Raw genomic sequence first — 26,370 nt, 5'->3', positions numbered from 1 at the left:
TATCCTACCAAATTGCATGGTAAATAGCATGCAAAAGCAAGAAAAGAGCGTCCTAAAAGTAGGACGCTCCTCCTTATAGAAAGTTCTGTACTCAGATTTCCAAAATTTCGTTTTCTTTATCTTTTGCTGTTTGATCAATTTTTTCGATAAACTCATCCGTCAGCTTTTGTACTTGTTCATTATACCGACGTAATTCATCTTCAGTAATTTCCGCATCTTTTTCAAGTTTCTTTAGGTCTTCGTTGCTGTCGCGGCGGACATTTCGAATTGCTACTTTTGCATCTTCCGCTTCACGCTTAACATCTTTCACCAATTCTTTACGGCGTTCTTCTGTGAGTGCAGGTACAGCAAGACGAATAACTGACCCATCGTTAGAAGGCGTAATACCGATATCCGATTTCATGATAGCCTTTTCGATTTCGCCGATTGTAGTCTTATCATATGGTTGAACGACTAACAAACGCGGCTCGGGCACGGAGATGCCAGCCATTTGATTTAATGGCGTAGGAGCTCCGTAATAGATAACAGAAATTCTGTCTAACAAGCTCGCGTTAGCTCTTCCAGCACGGATAGATGCTAATTGTCTTGAATAGGCACCATGCGCTTTATCCATACGTTCTTTCGTCTGATCCATTACTTCTTTTGTCATTGCTTATTCCTCCTGACGACCGTCCCGATTTTATCACCAAGTACGGCTTTTTTAATATTACCATTTTCCATAATTGAGAATACTACGAGTGGGATATCATTGTCCATACATAGAGTCGAAGCAGTAGAATCCATCACTTCAAGCCCTTGACTAATTACTTCAAGATAGGACAGTTCTAAATATTTTGTAGCTGTTGAGTCTTTCATCGGATCAGCCGAATAGACACCATCTACGTTATTCTTTGCCATTAAAATGACGTCCGCTTCGATTTCAGCAGCACGTAAAGCGGCTGTGGTATCTGTAGAAAAATAAGGGTTGCCAGTCCCTGCTGCAAATATTACAACACGCTTTTTTTCTAGATGACGAATTGCTTTCCGGCGTATGTAAGGTTCAGCAACTTGTCTCATATCAATGGAAGACATGACTCGAGTTTCTGGTCCTAGCTTCTCAAGAGCATCCTGAAGAGCAAGAGAGTTCATAACCGTTGCAAGCATTCCCATGTAGTCAGCTGTTGTACGGTCCATTCCCATTTCACTTCCGACTTTCCCTCGCCAAATGTTTCCGCCACCTACTACTACTGCAACTTCTACGCCAAGATCTACCAACTCTTTCACTTGGCTTGCAACCGATTTAACAACTTCCGGAGACAAACCGTAGCCTTGGTCTCCAGCTAATGCTTCTCCACTCAATTTTAACACGATACGTTTATATATTGGAATACTCATGTTGGCCCTCCTGCAATTTCCTATTCTCAAAAAAGAGGAACACATGATGGATGTGCCCCTCTGTACGATTGGATTATACTTAGTTACCTTTTACTTGGCTCATTACTTCGTCAGCAAAGTTGTCTTCACGCTTTTCAATACCTTCGCCTACTTCATAACGAATAAACTCTACTAGTGTTCCGCCAGTAGACTTTACGAAATCACGAACCTTTTGATCAGAATTCTTAACGAAAGCTTGATCCAAGACACAGATTTCCTCGAAGTATTTACCTAGGCGTCCTTCTACCATTTTCGCTACGATGTTTTCTGGCTTGCCTTCATTCAAAGCTTGCTCAGTCAATATGTTACGTTCTTTTTCCACTTCTTCAGCAGATACTTCATCGCGTGAAATGTATTTCGGGTTCATTGCTGCGATATGCATTGCTACATCTTTCGCTGCATCAGAATCTGTTGAACCTTCAAGAACAGTCAATACTGCGATGCGGCCACCCATGTGCAGGTAAGGACCGAAAGCATCTTGATCTGTCTTCTCACGGATTTCAAAACGACGAAGAGTAATTTTTTCTCCGATTTTAGCTACTGCGTTTGAAATATGTTCAGACACAGTTAAACCATTATCTAACTTCGCCACGTTAGCTTCTTCAACTGAAGCAGGTTTTGTAGCAAGTAAGAACTCAGAAATTTCTTTAACAAGTGTTTGGAAACCTTCGTTTTTCGCTACGAAGTCTGTCTCAGCATTCACTTCAAGAATAACTGCTTCGTTACCTTGAATTAAAATGTTTGCAACACCTTCAGCTGCAATACGGTCAGCTTTTTTCGCTGCACTTGAAAGACCTTTTTCACGCATATATTCCATTGCTGCGTCCATATCTCCATCTACTTTTGTCAATGCTTTTTTGCAGTCCATCATACCTGCGCCTGTTTTTTCACGAAGTTCTTTAACCATTTGGGCTGTAATTGTCGCCATTTGAAAATTCCTCCTATTAGTATCATTTGAAGTTGCTTATTGCTTTAAAAAGAGACGATAAGGGGTACGCCACTTATCGTCTCATCATTTACTCATTTCAGTCTGCAGTAACAGTTGCTGTTTCGTTTACTGTTTCAGCTACTTCGTCGTCTTCACCTTGACGGGATTCAATCAAAGCATCTGCCATTTTGCTTGTAAGTAAACGTACTGCGCGGATTGCATCGTCGTTCGCAGGAATGACATAGTCGATTTCGTCCGGATCACAGTTAGTATCAACGATTCCAACGAGTGGAATATTTAATTTGATTGCTTCAGCTACCGCGATACGCTCTTTACGTGGATCTACGATAAAGATTACATCCGGCAAGCCTTTCATGTCACGGATACCGCCTAGGAATTTCACAAGACGTTCGTGTTCTTTATTTAATTGAGAAACTTCTTTTTTAGGAAGTACGTCAAACGTGCCATCCTCTTCCATTTTCTCAATAGCTTTCATACGTGCTACACGCTTTTGAATAGTACCGAAGTTAGTCAATGTTCCACCCAACCAACGTTGGTTGATGTAGTACATTCCAGCACGCTCTGCTTCTTCTTTGATTGCTTCTTGTGCTTGTTTCTTCGTACCTACGAAAAGAACTTTACCACCATCAGCACCGACTTGGCGCATGAAGTTGTAAGCTTCCTCTAATTTTTTGACCGTTTTTTGAAGGTCGATAATGTAAATGCCGTTACGCTCCACGAAGATATACTTCTTCATTTTTGGGTTCCAACGACGTGTTTGGTGTCCGAAATGTACACCAGCTTCTAGCAATTGTTTCATTGAGATTACTGACATGTTTAATTCCTCCTATTGGTTTTTTTATCCTCCGCGTACTTCCAGCGAATAAGTGACCATAATGGCACCCACTCATTCATCCGCACGCGTGTGTAGTAATACCATCTATTAAATTAACACAATTCTACGTTGTTTGCAACTCCTGTGTTTAATTTCAGTCAAACTTTAACAACAATTCGATTTCTGTCTTACCTTTTTTCAACTCTCTTGCTATATCTACTATGGGTGTACCTTCTGCATAAAGCTGTTTCGCTTTCTGTCTGTCACTAAGTGGTTTAAGGTTTGAGTCTGGCTTCGTTTCTATTTCACCCTTTTCAATTTCCGCCATCTTTTGATAGGAACGTAAAGCAAAATGTACAGGAACCGGATGCGGCTTCGGTTGTGGTTCAGGTACTTCAACACTTTTTGATGTTGACTGCTCTCTTGGCGCTAAATTTGAAGTGTGCTTCATTTGATCTTCCGTTCGCTGATTCAATTGATGAATCAAACGGTCGTTTTCTTCTTTGATTTCTTCTAAATAAGCCAGTATGGACTGATCCATTTCTTTCATGAGCTGTTGTTGTTTCTTTTCCAAATTATTGAATTTTGATATTTTTACATACAGCAATGTCATGACCAGAAAACCAATGATTTGTAGAATGAATAAAAGAGCTAATAAAATCCCCATGACATTACCCGCTGTAATCAACAAACGAACCTTTAAATGGATGCTTGGCTTGCTGTTGTTCTTTCTCTATTTTTTCTAGTTGTCGTTGAGACTGTTCATCAGGTTGCTGATCGTCCCCATCTAACTTTGCATATGGTTCAGATTCCAAAACCATTTCTCGGCTTTTTAGCGTTTGCTTTTCTGTTTGCATATTAGCATTATCTTGAGCAAGTTGAGACTGTTGCTGCTTTTGCTCAGCTATTTTACCTGCTTCAAATGTTTTCGGGATCGCTATTTGAAGTTCAATCGCTTTCAAACTCATAAAATCCCTCCATCCGTAATTTCAGCCGCTAGCAGCGACCGGAGCTTAAATAATGCTTTTGAATGTATTTGAGAGATCCTAGATGTAGACAAACTTAATATTTCTCCGATTTCCGTCAGCGTCATATCTTCTTGATAAAACAAACTAAGTACTAATTGTTCATTTTCATTCAGTTCTTTGATCTTTACTATTAACTCTTCAATTAATTCACCTTTGACGGCTTGTTGTTCGGGTGTTTTCGCTTGTTCGTCTTGCAATACAAAAGTTTGATCTTGGTCATCGTCATCATTCATTTTTTCATCAATGGATAGTACATTGGCAAAATACTGTTCATGGACAGTTTGGTAGACTTGATCTGTTGTAATGCCTAAGTGGTCTGCTACTTCTTCAGGCGTCACAGTTCGCAAGTAGGTTTGTTCGAGCTTACTAATTTCTTCATCCATTTTTTTAGTTTTTTCTCTCGAAGAGCGTGATAACCAATCTTCTTTTCGCAAACCATCTATAATGGTACCCCGAATCCGAAATGAGGCATATGTGTCAAATTTCAAGTCACGGGATGGATCGAATTTTGTTAGTGCATCGAAAAGCCCTTGATAGCCAAGAGATTTGATTTCATCACGTGATACGTTTTTCGGCAGTCCAGCACTGATTCGTTGAACATGATAATTCACAAGCGGTGTATACATTCGAACTAACGTATCACCTGCATCAGGATCACGATTTTCAATCCATAACTTCCACTGATGCCGTTCGGTTACATCTTGATTTGTCATCGAATTCACGCCTTTCCCCTCAGGTTCTTTCTACCGATTTTGTCTCTTTATGTATAAGTATAACAAATTACAATAGATAAAGGCGACTAATGTATTAGCCGCCTTCGTTCATACTGTTAAATTTCCTGTGTTCCAGCATTGACGGTACGAACATACAGGATGTTCGTATCTGGATCAAATTCAATTGTGCGTCCGCTCGATCCACCTGTATCTTCTGCAATAATCGGGATCGAATATCTCTTTAATTCTTTTTTTACTGCTTCTACATTACGCGGACCGATACGTATCGTATCATTTGAACCGAACTGAAACATTTGTGCACCGCCAGCAATTTTTGCTTTAATACTGAAAGGCCTAACCCCTTCTGCTTTCAATAACTCCAACATAGCATGGATGCCCGTATCTGCGAATTTCGCCACGTTCAGTTTTGTTGATTTGCCCAACTCACTGTCAGGTAACATGACATGTACCATACCTGCTATTTTCTTCGAAGAATCATATAGTACTACACCAACACAAGATCCCAGCCCTGATGTGCGAATCGTTTGAGGAGATTTTGCGATGTTCATATCCGCAATCCCTACACGCACTACTGTTTGAACGCTGACCATCTATAAGACACCCAACGAACTGAAGATCGTGCGATAAGACGGTGGATCAGGTAACAAGAAGAAGTGGCCCGCTAAACTCGAAACACCTTGTTTCCCCTCCTGTAATATTTCCGTCTCAATGACGATGACTTCATCACTGTATTGAGATACTTCAATTAGGCCAAAGCTAACAATAGCCCCCACCATATCTATACTTAATGAAGGTACAGTTGGATAGATATTTAATGAAGTGAAATCAGAAAGCGCTGATAGATAAGAACCAGACAGTATGTTTCCCAACTCTTGAAGCGCAGAAGCACCCATTCCCAAATCCTCTACGTCGGTGAATGTAAACGCTACGTCCCCTGTTAATTTGCGAATAAATTGTGTAGCCGATTCAATGGTCAGTACAAAAAACATTGTGCCAGTCAAATCTCCTTCGATACGGAGAAAAATACCTGCCACTACTTTCTCAGTACCACCTGCTAAATCAAACATTTCATCAAATGTAACCAATTCAACTTTAGGTACCCGCATATCTATTTTCTGACCTAGCAACTGGGATAGTGATGTTGCAGCATGTGCTGCTCCAATATTCCCGATTTCTTTTAAGACATCAAGGTGCATTTCTGTAATGTCGTTTTTAGAATTCATCCGAATTCCCCTTCTTTATCGGTTGAAGGACTTTTTCCAAATTCAGCATGACCAGCAATCGCTTCCCAACTTTCGCCACACCTGAAATGAATTCGGATTCCACAGATCCCACTACTTCGGGTTGAGGGCCTATTGCACTGGTTGGAACATCCATCACGTCATTCGCATCATCTACAATTAATCCGACTTCTGAACCTGCATGCGAAACGATAATAATACAACTCGTTTCATCAAACTCTTTATACTCCATATCAAACCGTTCACGTAAGTCCACTACCGGTGTCACTACTCCACGTAAATTTAACACTCCTTTAACATACGAAGGCATACGGGGTACACGTGTAATCGATAGTGATTTCTCGATGGATTCTACTACGTCAAGGCCAATTGCATATTCTTTATTCATCAACTGGAAGACGATCACTTTCATGTCGCTTACTTCTGTTGCTTTTGTCATGTCTTCACCTCGATTATTTAATCAATGCATTACAGTCCACGATTAATGCTACTTGACCATTTCCTAAAATCGTAGCACCTGATATCGCAAAGACACTCTGTAAATATTCTCCGAGTGATTTCAGTACAATTTCCTGTTGGCCAATAAATGAATCTACTACTAACCCAGCTAAATTTTCACCTTTACGAACAATTACGATCGATTGGAACTCATCTTCTTCATTACTTCTATTCTTCATTTCAAATATATCCTTTAAGTCCACCAACGGCACAATTGTTCCACGGAAGTCGATCACTGGTTGATTGTGAGCATTTAAAATATCTGCCTTTTGAATAATGGCAGTTTCGATTATAGAAGACAAAGGGATAGCATACACTTCTTCATCTAACTCTACTAACATTACCGAAATAATAGATAGAGTGAGAGGTAACTGCACTTGGAATAACGAACCTTTTCCTTCAGTGGAATCAATAGAAATATGTCCACCTAGTGATTCAATCGTGTTTTTCACTACATCCAGACCCACACCTCGACCTGACACATCTGTAATGGAAGCTGCAGTAGAAAACCCTGAAGCTAATATCAATTCTGCTACTTGTTTATTCGTCAATGAATCGGCAGCTTCCGGACTGACAATACCACGTTCAATCGCTTTACCTACGACGCGTTCACGATTTACACCGGCTCCATCATCTTCGAGCTCGATAAATACATGGTTACCCGAATGATAGGCACGTAATGTGACAGTGCCAATCTCTGGCTTGCCATTCGCAATCCGTTCTTCTGGCGTTTCGATACCATGATCTAGTGCATTCCGTATTAAATGAACGAGCGGATCTCCAATTTCATCTATTACGGTACGGTCCAGCTCTGTTTCAGCACCGATAATTTCCAAATCGATTTTCTTATTGAGGTCACGTGCTAATTGCCTAACCATTTTAGGGAATCTATTGAAGACTGTTTCGACAGGTACCATTCGCATATTTAAAATGATGTTTTGCAAGTCACCAGATACTCGTGTCATTCTTTCTACGGATTCATTCAATTCAGGATTATGCAATTCACTAGCAATCGATTGAAGTCGACCACGGTCAATGACAAGCTCTTCAAATAAGTTCATCAAAATATCGAGTCGATCGATATTTACCCGGATGGTTTTATTGGAATTGGAAGATGCCGTCTTTTTGGTTTTTATTGCTTCTTTTGGTGCTTCTTTCGTTATCATATCTTGAACCATAGGCGTAATTGTAGTATCTATAACTTCTGGTTCGGTATCAATATCACTTTCATTCAATAAAGCTTGCTTATATTTCCGCACATATTCGTCTGTGATGTGTGTAATATGTACATCTTCTATTTCAGAAACTTTCAGTACTTTAGCCTTTAGATCTTCAGCGTCTTCTTGAGTCAATAACACAATCGTAAATTTCTGATCAAAATCTTCATTTTCTAATTGTTCTACTGTAGGAATCGTTTTGATCACTTCGCCTGACTTTTCCAAAATTTCAAATGTCATGAATACCCGGGCTACTTTCAATAAGCAATCATCACGCAGTGTGACTGTGATTTCTAATGCATTAAAACCTTGCTCAGCAGATTGAGAAATAACCGTCAACTCAAACTCATCGTAATGAATTCCTGTCGTAGTTACGACTTCAGTCGTTGCCTCCTCAGTGGTTGCTGCAGGCTCAGTGGTTAAATCAAGTGGTTGTCCGGCTTCAATTCGATTAAGAGTGTCTACTAACTTGCTGACGTCTTTTTTTCCGTCACCACCTGATTCGATGTCTTGTACCATTAGTTCGAGATCATCGACAGCTTCAAATACCACATCTAAAATTTCTGTTGTAACACGGATCTTCGAGTTTCGAATTGCATCCAGGACATTCTCCATTTTATGTGTCAAATTTGCAATGTCTTCGTATCCCATTGTTGCTGACATTCCCTTAAGCGTATGTGCCGCTCTAAAGACTTCATTGACAATTGCCAGGTCATCCGGATTATTCTCTAGCGCCAGCAACTGTTCACTACAAGCTTGCAAGTGTTCTTTACTCTCTTCGATGAACATATCCAAATACTGACTTACATCCATTGTAAAGCCCCCTAATTACTTCAAATTTCCTATTATTGCTTTGGCGATCTGTTGTACGTCTTTAATTTCGTCGCTGAGACCTGCATCAATTATAGCTTTAGGCATTCCATATACAACGGACGTGTTTTTGGATTCCGCTATAGTAATCGTCTTACATGAAGCACGTAATAATTCCATACCTTCTTTGCCGTCATAACCCATGCCTGTCATGATCGCTGTAACATATTGTAGTTCTTTGTGTGTTGATGCTGATTCTAATAACACGTTTACTGCGGGGCGATGTCCAGAACGAGGTGCCTCATCTCTGTCTAAAACAATTTGATAACCTGTTCTAGATTTCTCAAACTTCAAATGTAAGCCGCCTGGCGCGATATAAGCTGTACCATTTTCAATCGGTTCGCCGTGTTCAGCTTCTTTAACTGTTATCTCACTCAGACCATTTAGTCGTTCAGCTAAAGATTTAGTGAATCCAGGTGGCATATGCTGGACAATTAGAATCGGATATGGAAAATCTGTTGGAAACTTTGTAATAACTTCTTGCAAGGCCCTTGGTCCACCAGTCGATGTACCTATTATAACAAACTTCTTAGCAATAAGTGTCTTTTTTTCAGGTATTTTTACTGCGTGCTCAGATAATATTGGAATGGTACTGTCTTCATTCTCGAAGTTTGGTTTGCTTGTTGTAGCTGCTTGACGTTTTTGTGTCGGCGTTATTTGCCGCGTCAATGTTTGGATGACTACACTTGATGCTGCAAATACTTTCTCCACAATTTCTTTTTCAATTTCATGAAGATTTAGTGAAATAGCACCACCTGGTTTGGCTATCACATCGACAGCTCCGTATTCTATCGCCAACACTGCATTTTCTGTATTATGTTTGGTCGTACTTGATAATATCACTACAGGGGTCGGCATTTGATTCATAATGAACTTTAACGCTTCCAGCCCATTCATTATAGGCATTTCAATGTCCATCGTAATAACGTCCGGCTGAAGATCACGTACTTTTTCCACTGCGTCTTTGCCATTTCTAGCAATGCCGATCACTTCCATCATGGGATGTTTATTCAACATATCAGAAATTAACTTCCGCATAAAAGCCGAGTCATCTACAACGAGAATTCGTTTTTTCTTTGTGATGATCAAATTACACACGCCCCTTCAAAAAAACACCTTTAATTTTATCTAAGAATCCAGAGGTTTCAATAGATGTGAATGGTTTGTTGCCGTGTATAAATGTGTCCGTAATCGCTAGCATTCGCTTGCTAACTTTTGCATTAGGATACAATTTAACGAAAGGGATCTGAGCGATTACTGCATTACGAACATGGATGTCGTCCGGTAAAAACCCTAAAACATTAGTATCTACGAATAGAAATTTTCGCATAGCTAGTTGAAGGCGCGCCACGGAATCACGTCCATCTGTCTCCTTTAAAACCCGGTTACTCACTATGTGAATAGCTTTGGTCGCATCTTGAAGACAGATGAATTTGATCATCGAATATGCATCTGTAACAGAAGTAGGCTCCGGTGTCGCGATTAAAATAATTTCATCCATCGCCAAAATCAAGTCGATTGAACTCTTCGTGGCTCCTGCACCCATATCGAACAATATGACATCATAATCCATCTGTAAAACAGAGAAAGCTTCTATTAATCGTTCGAACATCTTATCCGACCACTCCACCACATTTTCCAGTCCCGATCCACCCGCGATAAATGCAAGATTTTCTTCAATTGGTGTCACGACATTCTGTAATGGTTGCTGATCAGTCAAATAATCTTTTAGATGATACGTTGGTGTAGCCCCAAATAATATATGAATATTACCCATTCCGATATCCATGTCCATAATTAATACTTTTTTGCCTTTTGCTACGAGTGCATATGAGAAATTAGCAGTGAAGTTCGATTTACCTACCCCGCCTTTACCACTGACGATGGCAATTGAGCGAGCCATCGGTCTTTGACTTTTCATCATTTTTAGTCGCAATTCTTCCGCCTGATCATGCACGTGTATCACCCGCCAATAGAAGATCCAATACCTTTTCCAAACTGGCTTCTGTCAAATCCTCAGGTACTTCTTGTCCATCAGTGAAGTATGCCATTCCTAAACTGTATTTCAGCATCAAATTAATAATCGACCCAACTGAATTGGTTTCATCGGTTTTCGTAAATATGATTTTGGTGATTGGAAACTTATCAAATTGTCTAATGATCGTGTCCATATCTTGTTCTTTTGATGTAGTAGATAACACAAGAAACGTTTCCATATCTAATGAAAAATCAATGAGACTCGATAAATCATCGACGTATTTTGCTTCTTTGTAGTTTCTTCCTGCTGTATCGATAAATATGAGATCACGATCTTTTAATTTTTCGATTGCGGTGCGGAAATCTTCTTCGTTATAGGCAATTTCGACCGGCGCTTGAAGTAAATTGGCGTATGTTCGTAACTGTTCAATTGCCGCAATTCGATACGTATCGGTCGTGATAAAACCGACCTTCTTTTTTTCTTCTAATAATGCGCGTGCAGCGATTTTCGCAATAGTCGTTGTTTTCCCTACACCCGTCGGACCAAGTACATTTATAAATTTTTTCTGATAAGAGATCCCACCGAATGGTATATTGTGAAAGCGATCACTGAACCACGTTTTAATCAATTCCATCTGTTGCTCTTCAGTAAAGTCGATCTTATCTTGCTTCATTCGATTGAACACTAGATTGCCAATCTCTGAGATATATTCATTACTTAGACCTTGCATCTGTAATTTCTTCAATATGGGTAATAGTTCATCAGGATATTTCTCAAATGTATGATCTACTTGCTGTATATCTTTCAATATTTGTTTAATCTCACGCATTTCGTCTCGCATGCGTTCAACAGTTTTAGGTTCCGCAACAGGTTGCACAGAACCTACTGGAGATTCATAGGAACGTTGAAGACTTGTTTTATCATGGCTTGCGACCACTTCTACTAAACGTTTACGAAACAGACCCAAAAAGCCTTTTGTTTTTGTAACGTTTGAGCTTAGAATGACCGCATCGTCTCCAAAATCTTCACGAACTTTTGCCATAGCTTCGACCATAGTAGATGCTGTATACTTTTTCATTTTCATTAAATATCCACCACCCCTACACTTTGGACTTCCACTGATGCTTCCAATTCATTATAAGACAGTATAGGTATTTGCGGGAAATACCGCTCCGTAATTTGACGTAAGTACATACGAATAGCAGGTGAACATAAGATAACAGGTGATTGATCCAACATCGCTACCCGTTCGACTTCTTGCGCAATCCGCTCCAGTATCATTTGAGATTGCGAAGGATCAATGGAAAGGAAGTTTCCCTGTTCGGTCTGTTGGATACTATCAGCAATTAGTTTCTCTACTTTCCCAGAGACTGTTAATACTTTTAACACCCCATTGCCTACTACAAATTGGCCCGTGATCTGACGCGCCAATGATTGCCTGACGTATTCTGTCAGTACATCGACATCGGACGTGTACTTTGAATAATCTGCAAGCGTCTCAAAAATGATCGGCAAATTGCGGACAGATACTTGTTCATTCAATAATTTAGCAAGTACTTTTTGTATCTCGCCAATAGATAATGGAGTGGGCGTAAGTTCGTCAACCAAAATTGGATAGGTTTCATGTACGTGATCTACTAATTGCTTGGTTTCCTGACGTCCGAGTAAATCGGATGCATTGGCACGAATGACTTCAGTCAAATGTGTTGATACGACACTTGGTGGATCCACGACTGTGTAGCCCATGATTTCCGCATCTTCTTTCGCTTCTTCCGTAATCCATTTTGCTGGCAATCCAAACGAAGGCTCTACAGTATCTATTCCTTCTATTAAATCCTCGCCCCCAGGACTCATAGCTAAATAATGATCTAACAATAATTCTCCTCTAGCCATTTCATTCCCTTTAATTTTGATACGATATTCGTTAGGTTGTAATTGGATATTATCCCGGATACGAACAACCGGAATGACAAGTCCAAGTTCGATCGCCAACTGACGACGAATCATCACGACACGATCCAGTAAATCTCCACCCTGTGTTGCATCTACAAGTGGTATGAGTCCATAACCGAATTCAAACTCAATGGGATCAACGTTCAAGAGATCTACGACATTTTCAGGCTTTTTTAATCCTTCAGTCTCTACATTTTCTTCCATCTCTAATAATTCATCTGGATCTTCGTCTTCCTTACGTGACATCATAAACGCACTAATTGCTAATGCACCCGCAATTGGAATGGTTAATACATCATTAATCGGTGTAGCGAGACCTAGTAATAGAATGGTAATAGATGCTACATAAAGTAATTTAGGCTGTCCTAATAACTGATTCGTTATATCTGTACCTAAGTTTCCTTCTGATGCAGCACGTGTCACTACGATACCTGTCGCTGTTGAAATCAACAGTGCTGGTATTTGAGAAACAATCCCATCGCCGACAGTAAGTGTAGAGAATTGAAGTGCTGCTTCCGCAAATGGCAATCCCATCTGCACGACACCAATGATCATACCGACCAATAAATTGATTATAACGATGATAATTCCGGCAATAGCATCACCTTTTACGAATTTCGTTGCACCATCCATTGCACCATAGAAATCGGCTTCGTTACTTACTTTTTCACGACGTGTGCGGGCTTCAATATCGGATATCATTCCTGCGTTTAAATCGGCATCAATACTCATTTGCTTACCCGGCATAGCATCAAGCGTAAAACGGGCTGCAACTTCGGAAACACGCTCCGATCCTTTTGTTATGACAATAAATTGAATGATGATCAAAATAACAAAAACTACAAGTCCTACAATAATATTTCCACCGGTAACGAATGTACCAAATGTATCAACCACTCCACCTGCGTTACCTTCCGACAGAATTGCACGCGTTGTAGAAACGTTCAATCCTAGACGAAATAAAGTGAGTAATAATAATAGCGATGGAAATATAGAGAATTGTAGTGCTTCCTGCATATTCATGGAAGTTAGTAAAACCATTAACCCAAGTGTGATGTTAATAATAATCAAGAAACTTAATAACCAAGGTGGTAACGGGATGACAAGCATCGCAATGATCATAATAACCGCCGCGAGTACTCCTATATCTTTAAACTGCATGCCATCCCTACTTTCTTATCTAACCTAAATTTTCTTTTGAATTCGATATACATACGCTAAAACTTCTGCAATTGCTTTAAAGAACTGCTCAGGTATTCGATCACCAATCTCTACTTCGTCATACATAGCACGTGCTAGAGGTCGATTTTCTACCATGACAATATCGTGCTCGGCCGCGATCATTTTAATTTTTTGTGCGACAAAATCTGCACCTTTTCCAACAACAACTGGAGAATCCATTTGATCTTCATCGTACTTTAACGCAATGGCAAAATGGGTAGGATTGGTGATGACTACATCCGCTTCCGGTATCTCTTGCATCATTCGACGCATTGCCATTTCACGCTGACGCTGCCTAATACGCGATTTGATCAGCGGATCACCGTCCATATTTTTACTTTCATCCTTAATATCTTGCTTAGACATTTTAAGATTTTTTTCATAATCAAATTTCTGATATAGAAAATCCAAAATAGAAATGAACAATAACACCAATGAGGCAATAATCCCCATCATTCCGACTAATTTCGCCACAGTCACTAGTGTTACTTGCGGTGTTCGAAATGCCAAGTCGAGCACTTGCCCCAAGTTACCCCATACAATAAGTGTTGTAGCGGTTCCAATAAAAGAAATTTTCAATATGGATTTCAATAACTCTACTATGGCACGAATAGAAAAAATTCGTTTTAATCCTTTAATTGGATCAATTTTCTTCAAATCAAACTTTAATGTTTCAGCAGTGAATAAGAGACCGAACTGTAGCAAGTTTGCTACGATACTTGCAATAACTGCTATCAACATAATTGGCAATAAAATGATCGCCATTTGTTTAATAATGCTTATGTATACTAACATGACTTGTTCTTCATCTAACGATTTTATGGGAATAAAGTGTGTAAAGGATTCTCGAAAAAAGACAAAGAAATGATCCCGTATAAAACCTGCGGCAAAGAACATAAATATAAAAATAGATAGAAGTACAATCGCAGCCGTTACGTCTTGACTCTTTAGTACTTGTCCTTTCTTTCTGGAATCTTCTCGCTTTTTCGGAGTAGCTTTTTCCGTCTTCTCACCGGCGAAGAATTGCAGATCTAGCCTTAAGAACAAGTCAGCCACCTCCGAGCAGAATCATGAGACTTCTCATCGTCATAATCATGACTTCAAAAATTTTCTTCATTACGACGATGAATACACTGGCCATTGTCACGATTACCAAGAAACTGACACCAATTTTAATTGGGAACCCAACTACAAAAATATTTAGTTGTGGTACAGCACGTGCCGTTATACCGAGCGCTAAATCAACTAGGAATAATGTGGCTACGACTGGAATCGCCATTTGAAACGCAATTGCAAATGATTTTGCAAAGGTCAAGACAATAAATTCTGCCATGTTAGGACTGCCAAAAGGTGGCCACATAGCGGTGATTGGTACAAACTCATAACTGTAAAATATTCCATCCAATAGCAAGTGATGACCATTAACTACTAGTAACAACAACATCGCCAATGAATTAAGAAACTGTCCAAGTAACGGAGACTGTGCGCCTGTTTGTGGATCAATAACGTTCGCAATGGCAAATCCCATCTGAAAGTCAATAAATCCACCTGCCACTTGAATAGCCGACATAATAATAAAAGCGGCAATGCCGATCGATAAGCCGACTACCGCTTCTTTAAGTACAAGTAATATGTATTGACCATCGATGTCCAGTTCAGGCATCGTGATGGAATATGACATCATCCAGGCTAATATTGCCCCGAACAGTAACCGTTGCGTAGCTGGTATGGTCTTGTAAGAGAATAGTGGCAGTGTTACAAAAAAAGATGTAACACGAGTTAGTATAAGCAAAAATGCAGGTAAGGACGGAATCAGTTCATTCATTTAATCACCCGATATACCTGGAAAGATTAGAAAAAATTTCGCTCGCATAATTGGTTACGTACGATAACATCCAAGGTCCAAAAAATATGATGGCAACCATGACCGCTACGATTTTCGGTACGAATGCCAAAGTTTGCTCTTGAATTTGTGTAGTTGCCTGGAAAATACTTACGGCAAGTCCTGTCACTAAAGCTACGATTAGGAGAGGTCCTGATGCAAGGAGAATAACCCAAACTGAACGTTCTGCAATGGATATAACAAATTCACTCGTCATTCAAATTCCTCCCTAAAAGCTTTGTAGCAATGACTGGATAATGAGATACCAACCGTCAACTAGAACAAATAATAATATCTTGAACGGCAAGGAAATCATTACCGGCGGAAGCATCATCATACCCATAGACATGAGCACACTGGCAACAATCATATCAATTACAAGAAAAGGAATGAAAATCATAAAGCCCATTTGAAATGCGGTCTTAATTTCACTGAGAGCAAACGCAGGTACCATCATAGTAAGCGGGATATCTTCAATCGTATCTGGTCGCTCCATTTGGTTATAACGCATGAATAATTCTAAATCTTTCTGCCTTGTATGTTGACTCATAAATTCTTTAAATGGTACGCTGGCCCGTTCATATGCTTCATCTAAACTGATTTCCTCATCAAACAACGGTGTTAACGCCTCTTCGTTCACTTGAGATAACACAGGCGACATGATGAAAAATGTCAGGAATAATGCTAATCCAACCAACACTTGGTTAGGAGGCATTTGTTGCGTAGCTAGCGCCGTCCGTACAAATGATAAAACAATAATAATCCTGGCAAACGAAGTCATCAGGATTAAAATCGCAGGTGCAAGTGACAACACCGTAAGTAATAGCAACATCTTAATGGAAGTAGAGACATTGGTGGGATCACTGTCAGAAAATGTGCCCAGAAAATCAACCATCGCGGTCGCTCTCCTTCCTATTTAAACGTTGTAATTGTTCTTTACGATCAGCTTTGATTTCATCCATTTTGGAAGAAAACAATTGACTGAATGTAGCTTCTTCTGAAGGAGGATGCTCGGCTTTTGAGAAAAACCGTGAGTATAATTGTGAAAATATGCCCTTCTGAACATCATTGCCTTGATCATAACGTGCGAGCAACTCAGCAATTTCATCAGGATCTTCAATTTCCCTTAGTAGCTGTACATTTTCTCCAACACCGACTACAAAATAATGATTACCCATTTTCACTAGTTGAATAGATTTATTTTGACCCAACGGAACTCCGCCCATATTTGTCATCAGTCGATTGGAGTCAAAATTTCTATTACGTTTGTTCATGAAACGTAGTAACCACACGAGCAAGCCGATTACAAATACGAATGCAAAAAGAGTTCGAATATAATCTTTTGCTGTAAGGCCTTTAGGCTCGTCCAATTCCTTATTCGTTACTTCTTTTTGATTATCATTCTCTGCAGCTGGTGCTTTTTCTTCGCAGTCTTTATTCTTTCCAATACAGTCTGATACACTGACGTCAGGATCTGTTTCTGCATAAGCAAATGGCATGATGGCAAAACACAGAATGAGTAGTAGTACACATTGGATTATTCGTTTTACATTCATAATTGACAGTTAGCTCAACGCTTTGTCGATCGCTTCAATCACACGGTCTGCCTGGAATGGTTTAACGATAAAGTCTTTGGCTCCGGCTTGAATTGCATCGATTACCATTGCTTGTTGTCCCATTGCGGAACACATAATGATAGTTGCAGATGGATTCGTACTTTTAATTGCTTTCAGAGCAGCAATGCCGTCCATTTCAGGCATCGTAATATCCATTGTTACCAAGTCGGGCTTCAGTTCATTATACTTTTCGACAGCTTGTGCACCGTCCGCTGCCTCTCCTACTACTTCGTAATCATTCTTTGTTAAGATATCCTTAATCATCATGCGCATAAATGCCGCGTCATCTACTACCAAAATTCGTTTTCCCATTCCTAATCCCTCCAAGTATCTTCTATCGTAAATTGTTTAACCGATCCATCTGACTTAAAATATCTGTAATGCGGACTCCAAAGTTTTCGTCAATGACGACTACTTCCCCTTTTGCAATATAGCGATTATTGACTAATATATCGACAGGCTCCCCTGCCAATTTATCTAGTTCAATAATTGAACCTCCAGACATTTCGAGAATTTCCTTCACGGAACGCTTCGTACGTCCTAATTCTACTGTTACTTGAAGGGGTATATCAAGTAGTAAATTTAAATTATTTGATTCTTCCTTATTCAAAGAAGGAGCTTGGAAACTAGCGAACTCCGCTTGTTGAACATGCACTGGTGCTTGAGTTTGTCGAGGTGCAGAAGGCTCCTGAACAGGCGGTGCTTGATATTGCGATTGCGATTGTGGTTGTACAGGTGCAGGTTCTGGTGCATATGCAGGCTCCGGTTCAGAGTATGGAGGTGCTTGCGGACTAGGTGGTACTTCCGTCACAGTTGCCGCTTCTTCTTCTCCCATTAGTGAAGATACTAGCTTTTTACCAAACTCCAACGGAAATAATTGCATAATATCAGAATCAATCAACTCGCCAACTTTTAAATTGAAGGACACACGAATCAATAAATTATGTGCAGGAATAATTTCTGTCCCTTGATCTATTTGAATATTCATCAAATCAATAGTAGGAGGTGAAATATCTACTTTTTTGTTGAAGATAGTAGACATCGAAGTCGCTGATGATCCCATCATTTGATTCATCGCTTCTTGCACTGCGCTCAAGTGAATTTCACTTAGTTCTTGATTCGGTGCCGTCCCATCTCCGCCTAACATGAGGTCTGCAATGATTGCCGCATCACTTTGTTTAATCACCAACAAGTTGACTCCGCTTAATCCCTCTGTATATTCAACCTTGATAGCTACATATGGATGGACGAAATCATCTTCCAAATTATCACGTTGGATTAATGTAATTTGTGGTGTGGTAATTTCTACTTTTTGTCCGAGCAAAGCGGAAAGTGCAGTTGCCGAACTTCCGAATGAGATATTCCCCACTTCACCTAATGCATCTTGCTCCATTTCGGTCAAATAATCGCTAATATTGATAACTTCGGGTTCAGGTTCAGTTGCTTCTGTAGGTTCTAATGTTTCACCCCGTAACAACGCTTCAATCTCTTCCTGTGAGAGAATATTATCACTCATCATCGTCATCCTCTCCCGTATTCAAAATTTCCAGTATTTGAACAGCCATACGATTACGTAGCTTTCCAGGCTGCGCTGTGAATTTAGGTCTTTCCCCTATTCTTATCGTTAGAGGTTCCTCAATGCTTGTGTCCAGTGAAATGACATCGCCAAGCTGCAGATGCAAGAAATCTTCGATAGAAATTTGTCCTTTCCCAAGGTCAGCTACTATAGGGAGTGTTGCATTTTTAATACGTCTTTCCAATTCTATGCTTTGTTCAGCAGTAGGTTCTTTTTTATTCGTCTGCATCCAATACTGCACAGAAAGGTTCGGAATAATTGGCTCCAACACAACGTGTGGAATACACATGTTGATCATGCCACTCGATTCTCCAATCATAATATTAAATGAAATAACGATTACCGTTTCGTTCGGTGAAATCATTTGGAGAAATTGCGGATTGACTTCCATCTCCGTCAGATACGGATCAATGTCAATTAGCCCTGACCAAGCTTCCCGTAAGCTGTCAAATGAACGTTCAAATAAATTGGTCAAAATCTTCGTTTCAATCTCTGTCATATTTTCTGCTTTTCCCGAACTCGATCCAAAACCACCCATCAGTCGCTCCAACATCGAATACGCAACATTCGGATTGACTTCCATCAAAATATTCCCTTCGAGCGGTGATACATCGAAGATATTGATTAATGTCATATTCGGTATCGAGCTAATAAATTCTTCAAACGGGATCTGATCTACCGACATCACATTGATTTGGACATACGTACGCAATTGGGCCGAAAAGTACGTCGTGAGCAGTCTAGCGAAGTTTTCATGAATTCTTGTCAGACTACGAATTTGGTCTTTTGAGAAACGAAGAGCACGTTTAAAGTCATAAACACGTACTTTTCTAGTTTCTTCTTCTTTTTTCATTTCCTCTGCTGACATTTCACCCGTCGATAAAGCAGACAGCAGCGCATCTATTTCATTTTGGGACAGTACATCTGCTGACATAGGTCCACCTCCCATCGCGCACACTTCTCTCGTAGATTACTCCAGCCGTCACTGGATGATATATGAGACAATATACACCTTTTGTATTTCACCATCTTGCATCAGCTCGTTTAACTTCGCTTTAATAGTATCTTCAAATTGTTGTTTTCCCGCTTTCCCTTCAAGATCTTTTGTGGTCATTTCCGATAGTTCTTGAATAGCTAGGTTCTTCACTTGAAAATCGCGTTTCGTTAATTCTTCTGCTGCCTTTTTACTGTCTGTCTGGATTTTCAGAGAGATACGGACAAAATTACGGCCAGATAAGTTTGTTGTAATTTCTTCCATATCCACTGATGACTCAATAATTTCATCAATTGACGGTGCTTTTTCTTCTCCGTCACTGTCTTTGTTGAAATTCAATATCAATACGACCGCCACGACACCGATCAACGTAATACTCACTAAAATGATCAATGAAATCGTCAATAATTTATTCTTCATCTTCTTCATCACCCCGAATATGCGGATTGGATAGTAGCTGGACTGCACGATAAAACTCAATGATCCGGCTGTTTACTTCTTCGGCTGAATCCAGAACGACGTACTTTGATCCAGTCGTCAACGTAATCGTCGTATCTGGAAACGACTCGACTCTCTCTATGTACAGTGCGTTGAGTGTGAAAGTCGTTCGATTCAATCTTGTCACTTTAATCATATGTAAGGGGCCAGGCCAAGGCCGGCCCGACCCTCCTTTTCAAACTATGCTATGTTATCGTTTCAAGTTTACTAGTTCTTGTAAGATTTCATCTGATGTGGTGATGATTCGCGTGTTGGCTTGGAATCCACGTTGTGCAACGATCATTTCTGTGAACTCTTCTGAGAGGTCTACGTTGGACATTTCTAGGGAGCCAGATCTTATCGCTCCTCTTCCTTCTTCAAGAGGAGTTAATAGATCAGATGGCGCACCTGAGTTCGCTGATTCCTGATATAGATTACCGCCAATCTTTGTCAGACCACCTGAGTTGTTAAATTTAGCGACAGCTACTTGGCCACGTTCATCTAGTTCGCCATCAGCATTAACAAATACTACCTTCCCATCTTGACCAATTGAAAGTGAAGTAGCCGTTATTGGAATTGTAATATGACTTTCATCGCTGTTTAAGACGTATCTCCCATCACCGTCTACCAAAGAGGCTTCTCCTGTACCGTCTCCAGCGTCTAAATAAAAGTTTCCTGCTCTGGTATAAAATTTTTGCGTTCCATCTTCAACTACAAAGAAACCATCACCTTCAATAGCCAAATCTAATGTATTTCCAGTAGTCTGCATAGACCCACCAGAATGAATAGTATCAATGGTAGCTAATTGAGATCCTAAACCAACCTGTTTCGGATTCACACCACCACGATTTGCACCAGGTTCCGATGCACCCGCAACAGTCTGCGAATACAAATCCTTAAAAACCGTACGCCCCTTCTTAAATCCATAAGTATTCACGTTAGCAATATTGTTACCAATTACATCTAATTTCGTTTGGAAGTTCTTTAGTCCAGAAATTCCTGAGTACATTGAGCGAATCATAGTACAGTTTCCCCTCTCGGTTTTAGAGTGCACCACGTCAATCAGTCGGCGGTGCAGTTGGCATCCTGTTAAGGTCCTGCCGTGTTTAGCTGAGTAGTATCGTGCCGTCAATATTCGTAAATAGTTGATCTTTCGCTTCCATGCGGTTCATCGCGGTGATCACGGTTGAGTTCTTCGCACTGACAATGAGTGCGGCTTGATCAGTTAACACGAGTGAATCACGGATTCCTTTCCTCTTCGCCTCGTCTATTTTTTCTGTAATACGCGCCCATTCTGCATCGGTCATTTGAATGCCACGTTCTTGCAACCGGTCATTCGCATGTTTACTAATTTTTAATTTCTCTGGCTGCGTTGCTTGCTGTAAGTGTTCAAGAAATGACTGCTTAGATTGCGCTTGTATCTGTCCTTGGTGTATGAGTGGCGGTGATGGAACGCGATGGGCATTGATCTTGTTCATGACATCGCTCCATTCAATTATTCACTGATTGTTGCAAATTGATTGCCTTCAATTTTCGTACCGTCCTGCAATACATAGTGGAGACTACCTTCTTTATTTGTAACCGATACGACTTTCCCTGTACGTTCTTCTTCACCTTCCATGTAGCCTACTGTCTTACCAATTAGCATACTAGCTTGTACTAGACTGTTTGGTTGACCGACTGCTCCTGGGCTTGAATTAGAACCGTTCCCCATTACTTCGGAAATGTTTCCTGGTGACAGTTCCTTGCCGTCCGCCATCGTGAAAATCACCGAACCATCGATATACTTAATCGACTGAATGATGCCAGTCCCTTCATTGATGATCGGCTGGTTATCTTCACCTTGTTTATCTGATACTTCATGCCAGCGTATTTCTTTCCCTACAAAACTGTTGTACTGGATTAACTGACTTTGATTTTGTGAATCTGCAAACTTCTCAAATGCCTTTGCTAAGTTCATCGTTTGTTCCAATGATGAAAACTGCGCCATTTGCGCGACAAACTCTGTATCTTTCATCGGGTTCGTTGGATCTTGATTCGCCATCTGTGCGATCAATATTTTCATGAATGCGTCTTTTCCCATTGTATCGGGCCCAGTTTTTCGCTGATCGCGTTGCTTATTGACTAAATACATGGAATCTGTAATCGCACTATTAGTTGTTGTGGAATTTGTTCCTTCCGGCAATGGTTACGCCTCCAGTTCAATCATGAATTCTTGGAATGTTTGTTGCTGTTCTTCTTGAGTTTCATTATGATCAGTGGCCTGTTCTTTTTGTTGCTGGTTTTGCTTGTTAAAAGCTTGTTCTCGATCGCTCTTTGACGGATCTTGTAGGGTTTGCGATAAATCAATTCGATCTACTTGCAAATTCTGTTGATTAAACGCATGACGCAACTGATGCATTTGGCTGTCGAGCATTTCACGTGCCATCGCAGTAGATGCTAAGATTCTTGCAGTCATGACACCGTTCACCTCTAGCAACTCAATTCGGACTTGCCCGAGATGTTCCGGGTATAGTTTGATTGAAATACGATTCATTCCATTCGTCTGACCAAAGTTTGCTCGGTTTAGCACTGCCTGGAATTCGCGCATCAAAGCTTCACTTCGACTTTCCGGTGTTTTTTCTGTAGCGCTCATTTGGAATACTGGCCTTGTTTCAGTCGGTGAAGCGGTTATAACCGGAGTAACTGTTTCACCAGGTTTAGATTGTTGATCTTGTTGCTTTGTGTCTGCGGCAGATTGTTCCGTTGTGAATCGAATGACCTGTTGCATAGCTGTCGGAATATGTACAGGTTGTTTCACTTCGGGTTGTATAGTCTTTTGTTCCAGTTGACTAGCAAATTGTGAAAGAATCGGCTGAATCGTTTTTACGAGATCTATTTGTTTTGTATATAAATCCATTTTAGGTGCAACTAGTTCAATTGATTTAAGCAACGCTGTCAATTCTACTGATTCTTTAGGTGTTATGTTCTGTATAGCGGCTTGAACTTTTTCAGTAGGTAATTCTTGTAATACATCAAGCACGAACCAAATATCTCCTGTTGCGGCTATCTGATCCAGTTGTTCTTTGGACATACCAGCATCTTCTAGTACGTTTGTAATTGATTCTATTAGTCTATCAGGTTTTTCACTAATGAGATGTGCTAATTGTTGCAGACTAGGTAACTTATCAAAGTTTGATAGATCCATTAACTCTCCCTTAATATCTTCATTAAGCTTAACTGAAGTACTGTGAAGCATTCCTGTCTCTTTTAATAACTGGGCAATAGTTGGAGATTTATCAGACTGCTTTAACTCTTCAAGAAGCCCCTTTAACTCTTCCAACGAATCAGCGTTAAGTACATCGTCAAGTAATTTCGTTAACTCTCGATCGGTACCCAGCGTCTGCTGTTTAGCAGGTATAGCTGTTGCAGACATCAGACTTTGAAATACACTCCCAAATCCTTCGCCTTTAATATTTGCTTTAGTAGCGGATGAGTTTACAGGAATGCTCGGAGAACCTACACCCGTTAATAGTCCTACATTCACTTTTCCACCTCCCTCAATTACTATTATACTACTTTGTAAGCATAGATGTATATTTAGCAGCATCTTCAGGGGACATTTTCTCTAGTATAGCCGCTAAAGTAGCGGGCTTTAGACTAGATAATATTTGTACAGCTTCTGCGTCTCCCATTTTTGTAATGACAGGAGCTGATGATTTGGCCGACATTTGCTCATACGTCGTGATAATTTCTTTAAAATCACGCTTCGCTTCACTTTGCGCGAGTTTTAGTTTCTCGATTTCTTCATTCAGCTTTTCTTTCTCTATCACAAGTGTTTCATTTGAATCTTTTACTTGCGTTAGCTCATCTTGAACTTCAAATAGTTGTGCTTCTTTTTCTTGAATCTCCGCTTGAAGAGATATGACACGTTCTTCTAGTATTAAATCACCCTCGACCTTTTCATCAGGTGTTTTTTGTTCTAGGAACGGAACTTTTGCTGTCCACTCTTTCGCCTGATCAAAAACGTTTACATCAGCTACTTTAGCTATGATCAAAACGACTGCCGTCGTGAACATAAGAGGGATGATAATCCATGCGAGCAATATTTGGAAAAAGCCAATAGACTTTTTACTTTGTCCCTCTATTGGTTTTCCAACTTCCTTTTTCTTTTTTAACTTAGCCACTTTACCACCCGTCTTCTCTTGAACGAAATTTCATTGTTGATAGTTCGTCAATCCGATTTGTCTCTATGTGTTCCATTTCGACATCATATTGTTCTTTCCCAATCTCTTTCATTTTTTCAAACTTCTTCACTTCGATATTTTTCTCCAGCAATTGAGACTCATACCAATTCATTTTCGAACGAGACTTCATTACCTCTTGCTGAATATGATCAATCGATAAGTCTAATGTGTTAATAAATCGGGAGTAGCTGTGCAAGTCATCAATAGAAAAACCTGTGTTCATTCGTTGTCGTTGCTCTTCCAAGACATTTTCTTTCTTTTTCATTTGGTGATACAGTTGCGTTGCAATTTTTTCAAATTCTTCAATCGCTTCTTTATATGCCATTTCCGTTTCATCGCGTTCTTGTTCACGTAAATTTAGTACTTTGTCAAAACGATAATAGAAAGAAGTCATCTGCGCTCTCCTCCTCCAGAAGCTAACGCGATCATTTCATTTACCGTATCTTCCAATTGTATATTCTCGTTAAATTTTTGTTTTAGAAAATCGGTAATGATCGGTTCATATTCAATCGCTTCGTCTATTTCTCGTGACGTCCCTTTTTTATATGCACCAATATTAATCAAATCTTCGGATTTATCATAGGCATAATACAGTTCGCGTAGTTTTGCGGCTGCTTTCAAATGCTCAGGGTCTGCTATATGATTCATCAGACGACTAACACTTTTCAAAACATTGATTGCAGGGTATTGACCTTTATTGGCAAGCGTTCGGTCTAAGACTATATGACCGTCGAGAATTCCTCGAACAGCATCTGCTATCGGCTCATTCATATCGTCACCATCTACCAGCACGGTGTAAAATGCAGTGATAGCACCTTTTTCATTTGTACCACTTCGTTCCAAAAGCTTAGGTAAAATAGCGAAAACAGAAGGGGTGTATCCTCGGGTTGCAGGTGGTTCTCCGACCGCTAGACCAATCTCACGCTGCGCCATAGCTACACGTGTGACTGAGTCCATCATCAGCATGACGTTCAGACCTTTATCTCGGAAGTATTCTGCAATCGCTGTCGCTGTCATGGCACCTTTGATTCGCATCAGCGCTGGCTGATCTGAAGTGGCGGCGACTACAATTGTTTTCTTTAAGCCCTCTGGACCTAGGTCTCTGTCGATGAACTCACGAACTTCACGGCCACGTTCACCTATAAGTGCGATCACGTTGATATCCGCTTCCGTATTACGTGCAATCATCCCGAGCAATGTACTTTTGCCGACACCAGAACCCGCAAAAATCCCTACACGTTGACCGCTGCCTACCGTTAACATCCCATCGATTGCTTTCACTCCTACAGCTAACTTGTCATTAATAGTAGGACGTGTTAAAACGTTTGGTGGACTGTTTTCCGTACGCACAGTTGCCAAGCCTTTAGGTAATGGGCTTGAGTCAATAGGTCTTCCTAAAGAATCCAGGACTTGTCCTAATAGATTCATACCGACTTTTACTTCGAGTGGTTTGCCCAATGTTTCGACTAGACAGCCACTTGAAATATTGCGTATATCCGTGTAAGGCATCAGCATGACAATATCTTCTCTAAAACCTACGACTTCCGCTTGAATTAAGGATCGTCCTCCTTCCGGAATGTTCAAATGGATGAAACATACGTCTCCGATCGATGATTCAGGACCTTCCGATTCTATAAGCAACCCAACAACTCGTATTACTCGACCATACTTTTTCATTGTATT

Annotated in this window: 32 protein-coding genes; all 32 read right to left on the bottom strand. The window is 40.2% G+C overall.

Annotated elements, in window-relative coordinates; genetic code table 11:
• Positions 1 to 91: 91 nt before the first annotated feature.
• The 32 genes from frr to fliI all read right to left on the bottom strand — a co-directional run bounded on the left by frr (position 92) and on the right by fliI (position 26,364).
• The gene (gene frr, locus SporoP17a_RS15165) at positions 92 to 649 is read right to left on the bottom strand and encodes a ribosome recycling factor (RefSeq protein ID WP_083035455.1); all 558 of its coding nucleotides are present in this window, start codon (positions 647 to 649) and stop codon (positions 92 to 94) included.
• Entirely contained in the window at positions 646 to 1,374 is a 729-nt protein-coding gene (gene pyrH / locus SporoP17a_RS15160; protein ID WP_083035454.1) for a UMP kinase, read from the bottom strand. Before pyrH ends, frr begins: the two co-directional genes overlap by 4 nt.
• 79 nt (positions 1,375 to 1,453) lie before the next feature.
• Positions 1,454 to 2,341 (bottom strand): translation elongation factor Ts, encoded by an 888-nt coding sequence (gene tsf, locus SporoP17a_RS15155; protein WP_083035453.1) that lies wholly within the window; start codon positions 2,339 to 2,341, stop codon positions 1,454 to 1,456.
• A 97-nt stretch (positions 2,342 to 2,438) separates the two neighbouring features.
• On the bottom strand, positions 2,439 to 3,176 hold the full coding sequence (gene rpsB / locus SporoP17a_RS15150) for a 30S ribosomal protein S2 (protein WP_029053181.1): 738 nt from the start codon (positions 3,174 to 3,176) through the stop codon (positions 2,439 to 2,441).
• A 154-nt stretch (positions 3,177 to 3,330) separates the two neighbouring features.
• Positions 3,331 to 3,843, bottom strand: coding sequence for a hypothetical protein (locus tag SporoP17a_RS15145; RefSeq protein ID WP_083035452.1), 513 nt, complete (start codon positions 3,841 to 3,843; stop codon positions 3,331 to 3,333).
• A gap of 4 nt (positions 3,844 to 3,847) precedes the next feature.
• On the bottom strand, positions 3,848 to 4,144 hold the full coding sequence (locus SporoP17a_RS15140) for a hypothetical protein (protein WP_083035451.1): 297 nt from the start codon (positions 4,142 to 4,144) through the stop codon (positions 3,848 to 3,850).
• The gene (locus tag SporoP17a_RS15135) at positions 4,141 to 4,917 is read right to left on the bottom strand and encodes a FliA/WhiG family RNA polymerase sigma factor (protein ID WP_083035450.1); all 777 of its coding nucleotides are present in this window, start codon (positions 4,915 to 4,917) and stop codon (positions 4,141 to 4,143) included. Before SporoP17a_RS15135 ends, SporoP17a_RS15140 begins: the two co-directional genes overlap by 4 nt.
• A gap of 116 nt (positions 4,918 to 5,033) precedes the next feature.
• Positions 5,034 to 5,528 carry a chemotaxis protein CheD gene (locus SporoP17a_RS15130; RefSeq protein WP_083035449.1) on the bottom strand — a complete coding sequence of 165 codons (495 nt, stop codon included), beginning with the start codon at positions 5,526 to 5,528 and terminating at the stop codon, positions 5,034 to 5,036.
• Entirely contained in the window at positions 5,529 to 6,161 is a 633-nt protein-coding gene (locus tag SporoP17a_RS15125) for a chemotaxis protein CheC (RefSeq protein WP_083035448.1), read from the bottom strand. It abuts the gene before it with no gap.
• The gene (locus tag SporoP17a_RS15120; RefSeq protein WP_083035447.1) at positions 6,151 to 6,618 is read right to left on the bottom strand and encodes a chemotaxis protein CheW; all 468 of its coding nucleotides are present in this window, start codon (positions 6,616 to 6,618) and stop codon (positions 6,151 to 6,153) included. Before SporoP17a_RS15120 ends, SporoP17a_RS15125 begins: the two co-directional genes overlap by 11 nt.
• A 13-nt stretch (positions 6,619 to 6,631) precedes the next feature.
• Positions 6,632 to 8,707: a chemotaxis protein CheA gene (locus SporoP17a_RS15115; RefSeq protein WP_083035446.1), complete on the bottom strand. Its 2,076-nt coding sequence runs from the start codon at positions 8,705 to 8,707 to the stop codon at positions 6,632 to 6,634.
• Between the two features lie 15 nt (positions 8,708 to 8,722).
• Positions 8,723 to 9,802, bottom strand: a complete 1,080-nt coding sequence (locus SporoP17a_RS15110; protein ID WP_237262436.1) for a protein-glutamate methylesterase/protein-glutamine glutaminase — start codon at positions 9,800 to 9,802, stop codon at positions 8,723 to 8,725.
• Positions 9,803 to 9,854: 52 nt separating this feature from the next.
• The gene (locus SporoP17a_RS15105; RefSeq protein WP_083035444.1) at positions 9,855 to 10,721 is read right to left on the bottom strand and encodes a MinD/ParA family protein; all 867 of its coding nucleotides are present in this window, start codon (positions 10,719 to 10,721) and stop codon (positions 9,855 to 9,857) included.
• The gene (gene flhF / locus SporoP17a_RS15100) at positions 10,714 to 11,826 is read right to left on the bottom strand and encodes a flagellar biosynthesis GTPase FlhF (protein WP_083035443.1); all 1,113 of its coding nucleotides are present in this window, start codon (positions 11,824 to 11,826) and stop codon (positions 10,714 to 10,716) included. The genes SporoP17a_RS15105 and flhF overlap by 8 nt, the downstream gene beginning before the upstream one ends.
• The gene (gene flhA, locus SporoP17a_RS15095) at positions 11,826 to 13,856 is read right to left on the bottom strand and encodes a flagellar biosynthesis protein FlhA (protein WP_083035442.1); all 2,031 of its coding nucleotides are present in this window, start codon (positions 13,854 to 13,856) and stop codon (positions 11,826 to 11,828) included. The genes flhF and flhA overlap by 1 nt, the downstream gene beginning before the upstream one ends.
• Before the next feature lie 24 nt (positions 13,857 to 13,880).
• Positions 13,881 to 14,972 carry a flagellar biosynthesis protein FlhB gene (flhB, locus tag SporoP17a_RS15090; protein ID WP_083035441.1) on the bottom strand — a complete coding sequence of 364 codons (1,092 nt, stop codon included), beginning with the start codon at positions 14,970 to 14,972 and terminating at the stop codon, positions 13,881 to 13,883.
• Positions 14,965 to 15,741 (bottom strand): flagellar biosynthetic protein FliR, encoded by a 777-nt coding sequence (gene fliR / locus SporoP17a_RS15085; protein WP_083035440.1) that lies wholly within the window; start codon positions 15,739 to 15,741, stop codon positions 14,965 to 14,967. The genes flhB and fliR overlap by 8 nt, the downstream gene beginning before the upstream one ends.
• A gap of 4 nt (positions 15,742 to 15,745) precedes the next feature.
• The gene (gene fliQ / locus SporoP17a_RS15080) at positions 15,746 to 16,015 is read right to left on the bottom strand and encodes a flagellar biosynthesis protein FliQ (RefSeq protein ID WP_083035439.1); all 270 of its coding nucleotides are present in this window, start codon (positions 16,013 to 16,015) and stop codon (positions 15,746 to 15,748) included.
• A 12-nt stretch (positions 16,016 to 16,027) separates the two neighbouring features.
• On the bottom strand, positions 16,028 to 16,693 hold the full coding sequence (fliP, locus tag SporoP17a_RS15075) for a flagellar type III secretion system pore protein FliP (RefSeq protein ID WP_083035438.1): 666 nt from the start codon (positions 16,691 to 16,693) through the stop codon (positions 16,028 to 16,030).
• On the bottom strand, positions 16,686 to 17,297 hold the full coding sequence (locus SporoP17a_RS15070; RefSeq protein ID WP_167693450.1) for a flagellar biosynthetic protein FliO: 612 nt from the start codon (positions 17,295 to 17,297) through the stop codon (positions 16,686 to 16,688). The genes fliP and SporoP17a_RS15070 overlap by 8 nt, the downstream gene beginning before the upstream one ends.
• A gap of 66 nt (positions 17,298 to 17,363) precedes the next feature.
• Positions 17,364 to 17,726: a response regulator gene (locus SporoP17a_RS15065; protein WP_083035436.1), complete on the bottom strand. Its 363-nt coding sequence runs from the start codon at positions 17,724 to 17,726 to the stop codon at positions 17,364 to 17,366.
• A gap of 22 nt (positions 17,727 to 17,748) precedes the next feature.
• Entirely contained in the window at positions 17,749 to 18,930 is a 1,182-nt protein-coding gene (gene fliY / locus SporoP17a_RS15060) for a flagellar motor switch phosphatase FliY (RefSeq protein WP_083036157.1), read from the bottom strand.
• On the bottom strand, positions 18,923 to 19,924 hold the full coding sequence (gene fliM, locus SporoP17a_RS15055) for a flagellar motor switch protein FliM (protein ID WP_083035435.1): 1,002 nt from the start codon (positions 19,922 to 19,924) through the stop codon (positions 18,923 to 18,925). The genes fliY and fliM overlap by 8 nt, the downstream gene beginning before the upstream one ends.
• Positions 19,925 to 19,972: 48 nt before the next feature.
• Entirely contained in the window at positions 19,973 to 20,404 is a 432-nt protein-coding gene (gene fliL / locus SporoP17a_RS15050; protein WP_029053200.1) for a flagellar basal body-associated protein FliL, read from the bottom strand.
• Positions 20,394 to 20,618, bottom strand: a complete 225-nt coding sequence (locus SporoP17a_RS15045) for a flagellar FlbD family protein (protein ID WP_083035434.1) — start codon at positions 20,616 to 20,618, stop codon at positions 20,394 to 20,396. Before SporoP17a_RS15045 ends, fliL begins: the two co-directional genes overlap by 11 nt.
• 54 nt (positions 20,619 to 20,672) lie before the next feature.
• Complete coding sequence (gene flgG, locus SporoP17a_RS15040) at positions 20,673 to 21,482, bottom strand: flagellar basal body rod protein FlgG (RefSeq protein WP_083035433.1); 810 nt, start codon at positions 21,480 to 21,482, stop codon at positions 20,673 to 20,675.
• 85 nt (positions 21,483 to 21,567) lie between these two features.
• Positions 21,568 to 21,939 carry a TIGR02530 family flagellar biosynthesis protein gene (locus tag SporoP17a_RS15035; protein ID WP_083035432.1) on the bottom strand — a complete coding sequence of 124 codons (372 nt, stop codon included), beginning with the start codon at positions 21,937 to 21,939 and terminating at the stop codon, positions 21,568 to 21,570.
• Positions 21,940 to 21,956: 17 nt separating this feature from the next.
• A complete protein-coding gene (gene flgD / locus SporoP17a_RS15030; RefSeq protein WP_083035431.1) occupies positions 21,957 to 22,646 on the bottom strand; it encodes a flagellar hook assembly protein FlgD in 690 nt (229 codons plus the stop codon).
• Positions 22,647 to 22,649: 3 nt separating this feature from the next.
• Positions 22,650 to 23,987 (bottom strand): flagellar hook-length control protein FliK, encoded by a 1,338-nt coding sequence (locus SporoP17a_RS15025; protein WP_167693449.1) that lies wholly within the window; start codon positions 23,985 to 23,987, stop codon positions 22,650 to 22,652.
• A 28-nt stretch (positions 23,988 to 24,015) separates the two neighbouring features.
• On the bottom strand, positions 24,016 to 24,627 hold the full coding sequence (locus SporoP17a_RS15020; protein ID WP_083035429.1) for a MotE family protein: 612 nt from the start codon (positions 24,625 to 24,627) through the stop codon (positions 24,016 to 24,018).
• Between the two features lies 1 nt (position 24,628).
• A complete protein-coding gene (fliJ, locus tag SporoP17a_RS15015; RefSeq protein ID WP_083035428.1) occupies positions 24,629 to 25,081 on the bottom strand; it encodes a flagellar export protein FliJ in 453 nt (150 codons plus the stop codon).
• Positions 25,078 to 26,364, bottom strand: a complete 1,287-nt coding sequence (fliI, locus tag SporoP17a_RS15010; RefSeq protein WP_237262434.1) for a flagellar protein export ATPase FliI — start codon at positions 26,362 to 26,364, stop codon at positions 25,078 to 25,080. Before fliI ends, fliJ begins: the two co-directional genes overlap by 4 nt.
• Between the last annotated feature and the right edge of the window lie 6 nt (positions 26,365 to 26,370).

Origin of the sequence: Sporosarcina ureae (assembly GCF_002082015.1) — a bacterium.
In the GTDB taxonomy this organism is placed as follows: domain Bacteria; phylum Bacillota; class Bacilli; order Bacillales_A; family Planococcaceae; genus Sporosarcina; species Sporosarcina ureae_A.
The sequence above is the reverse complement of the archived record's forward strand: the minus strand, read 5'-3'. Positions and strand labels throughout refer to the sequence as shown.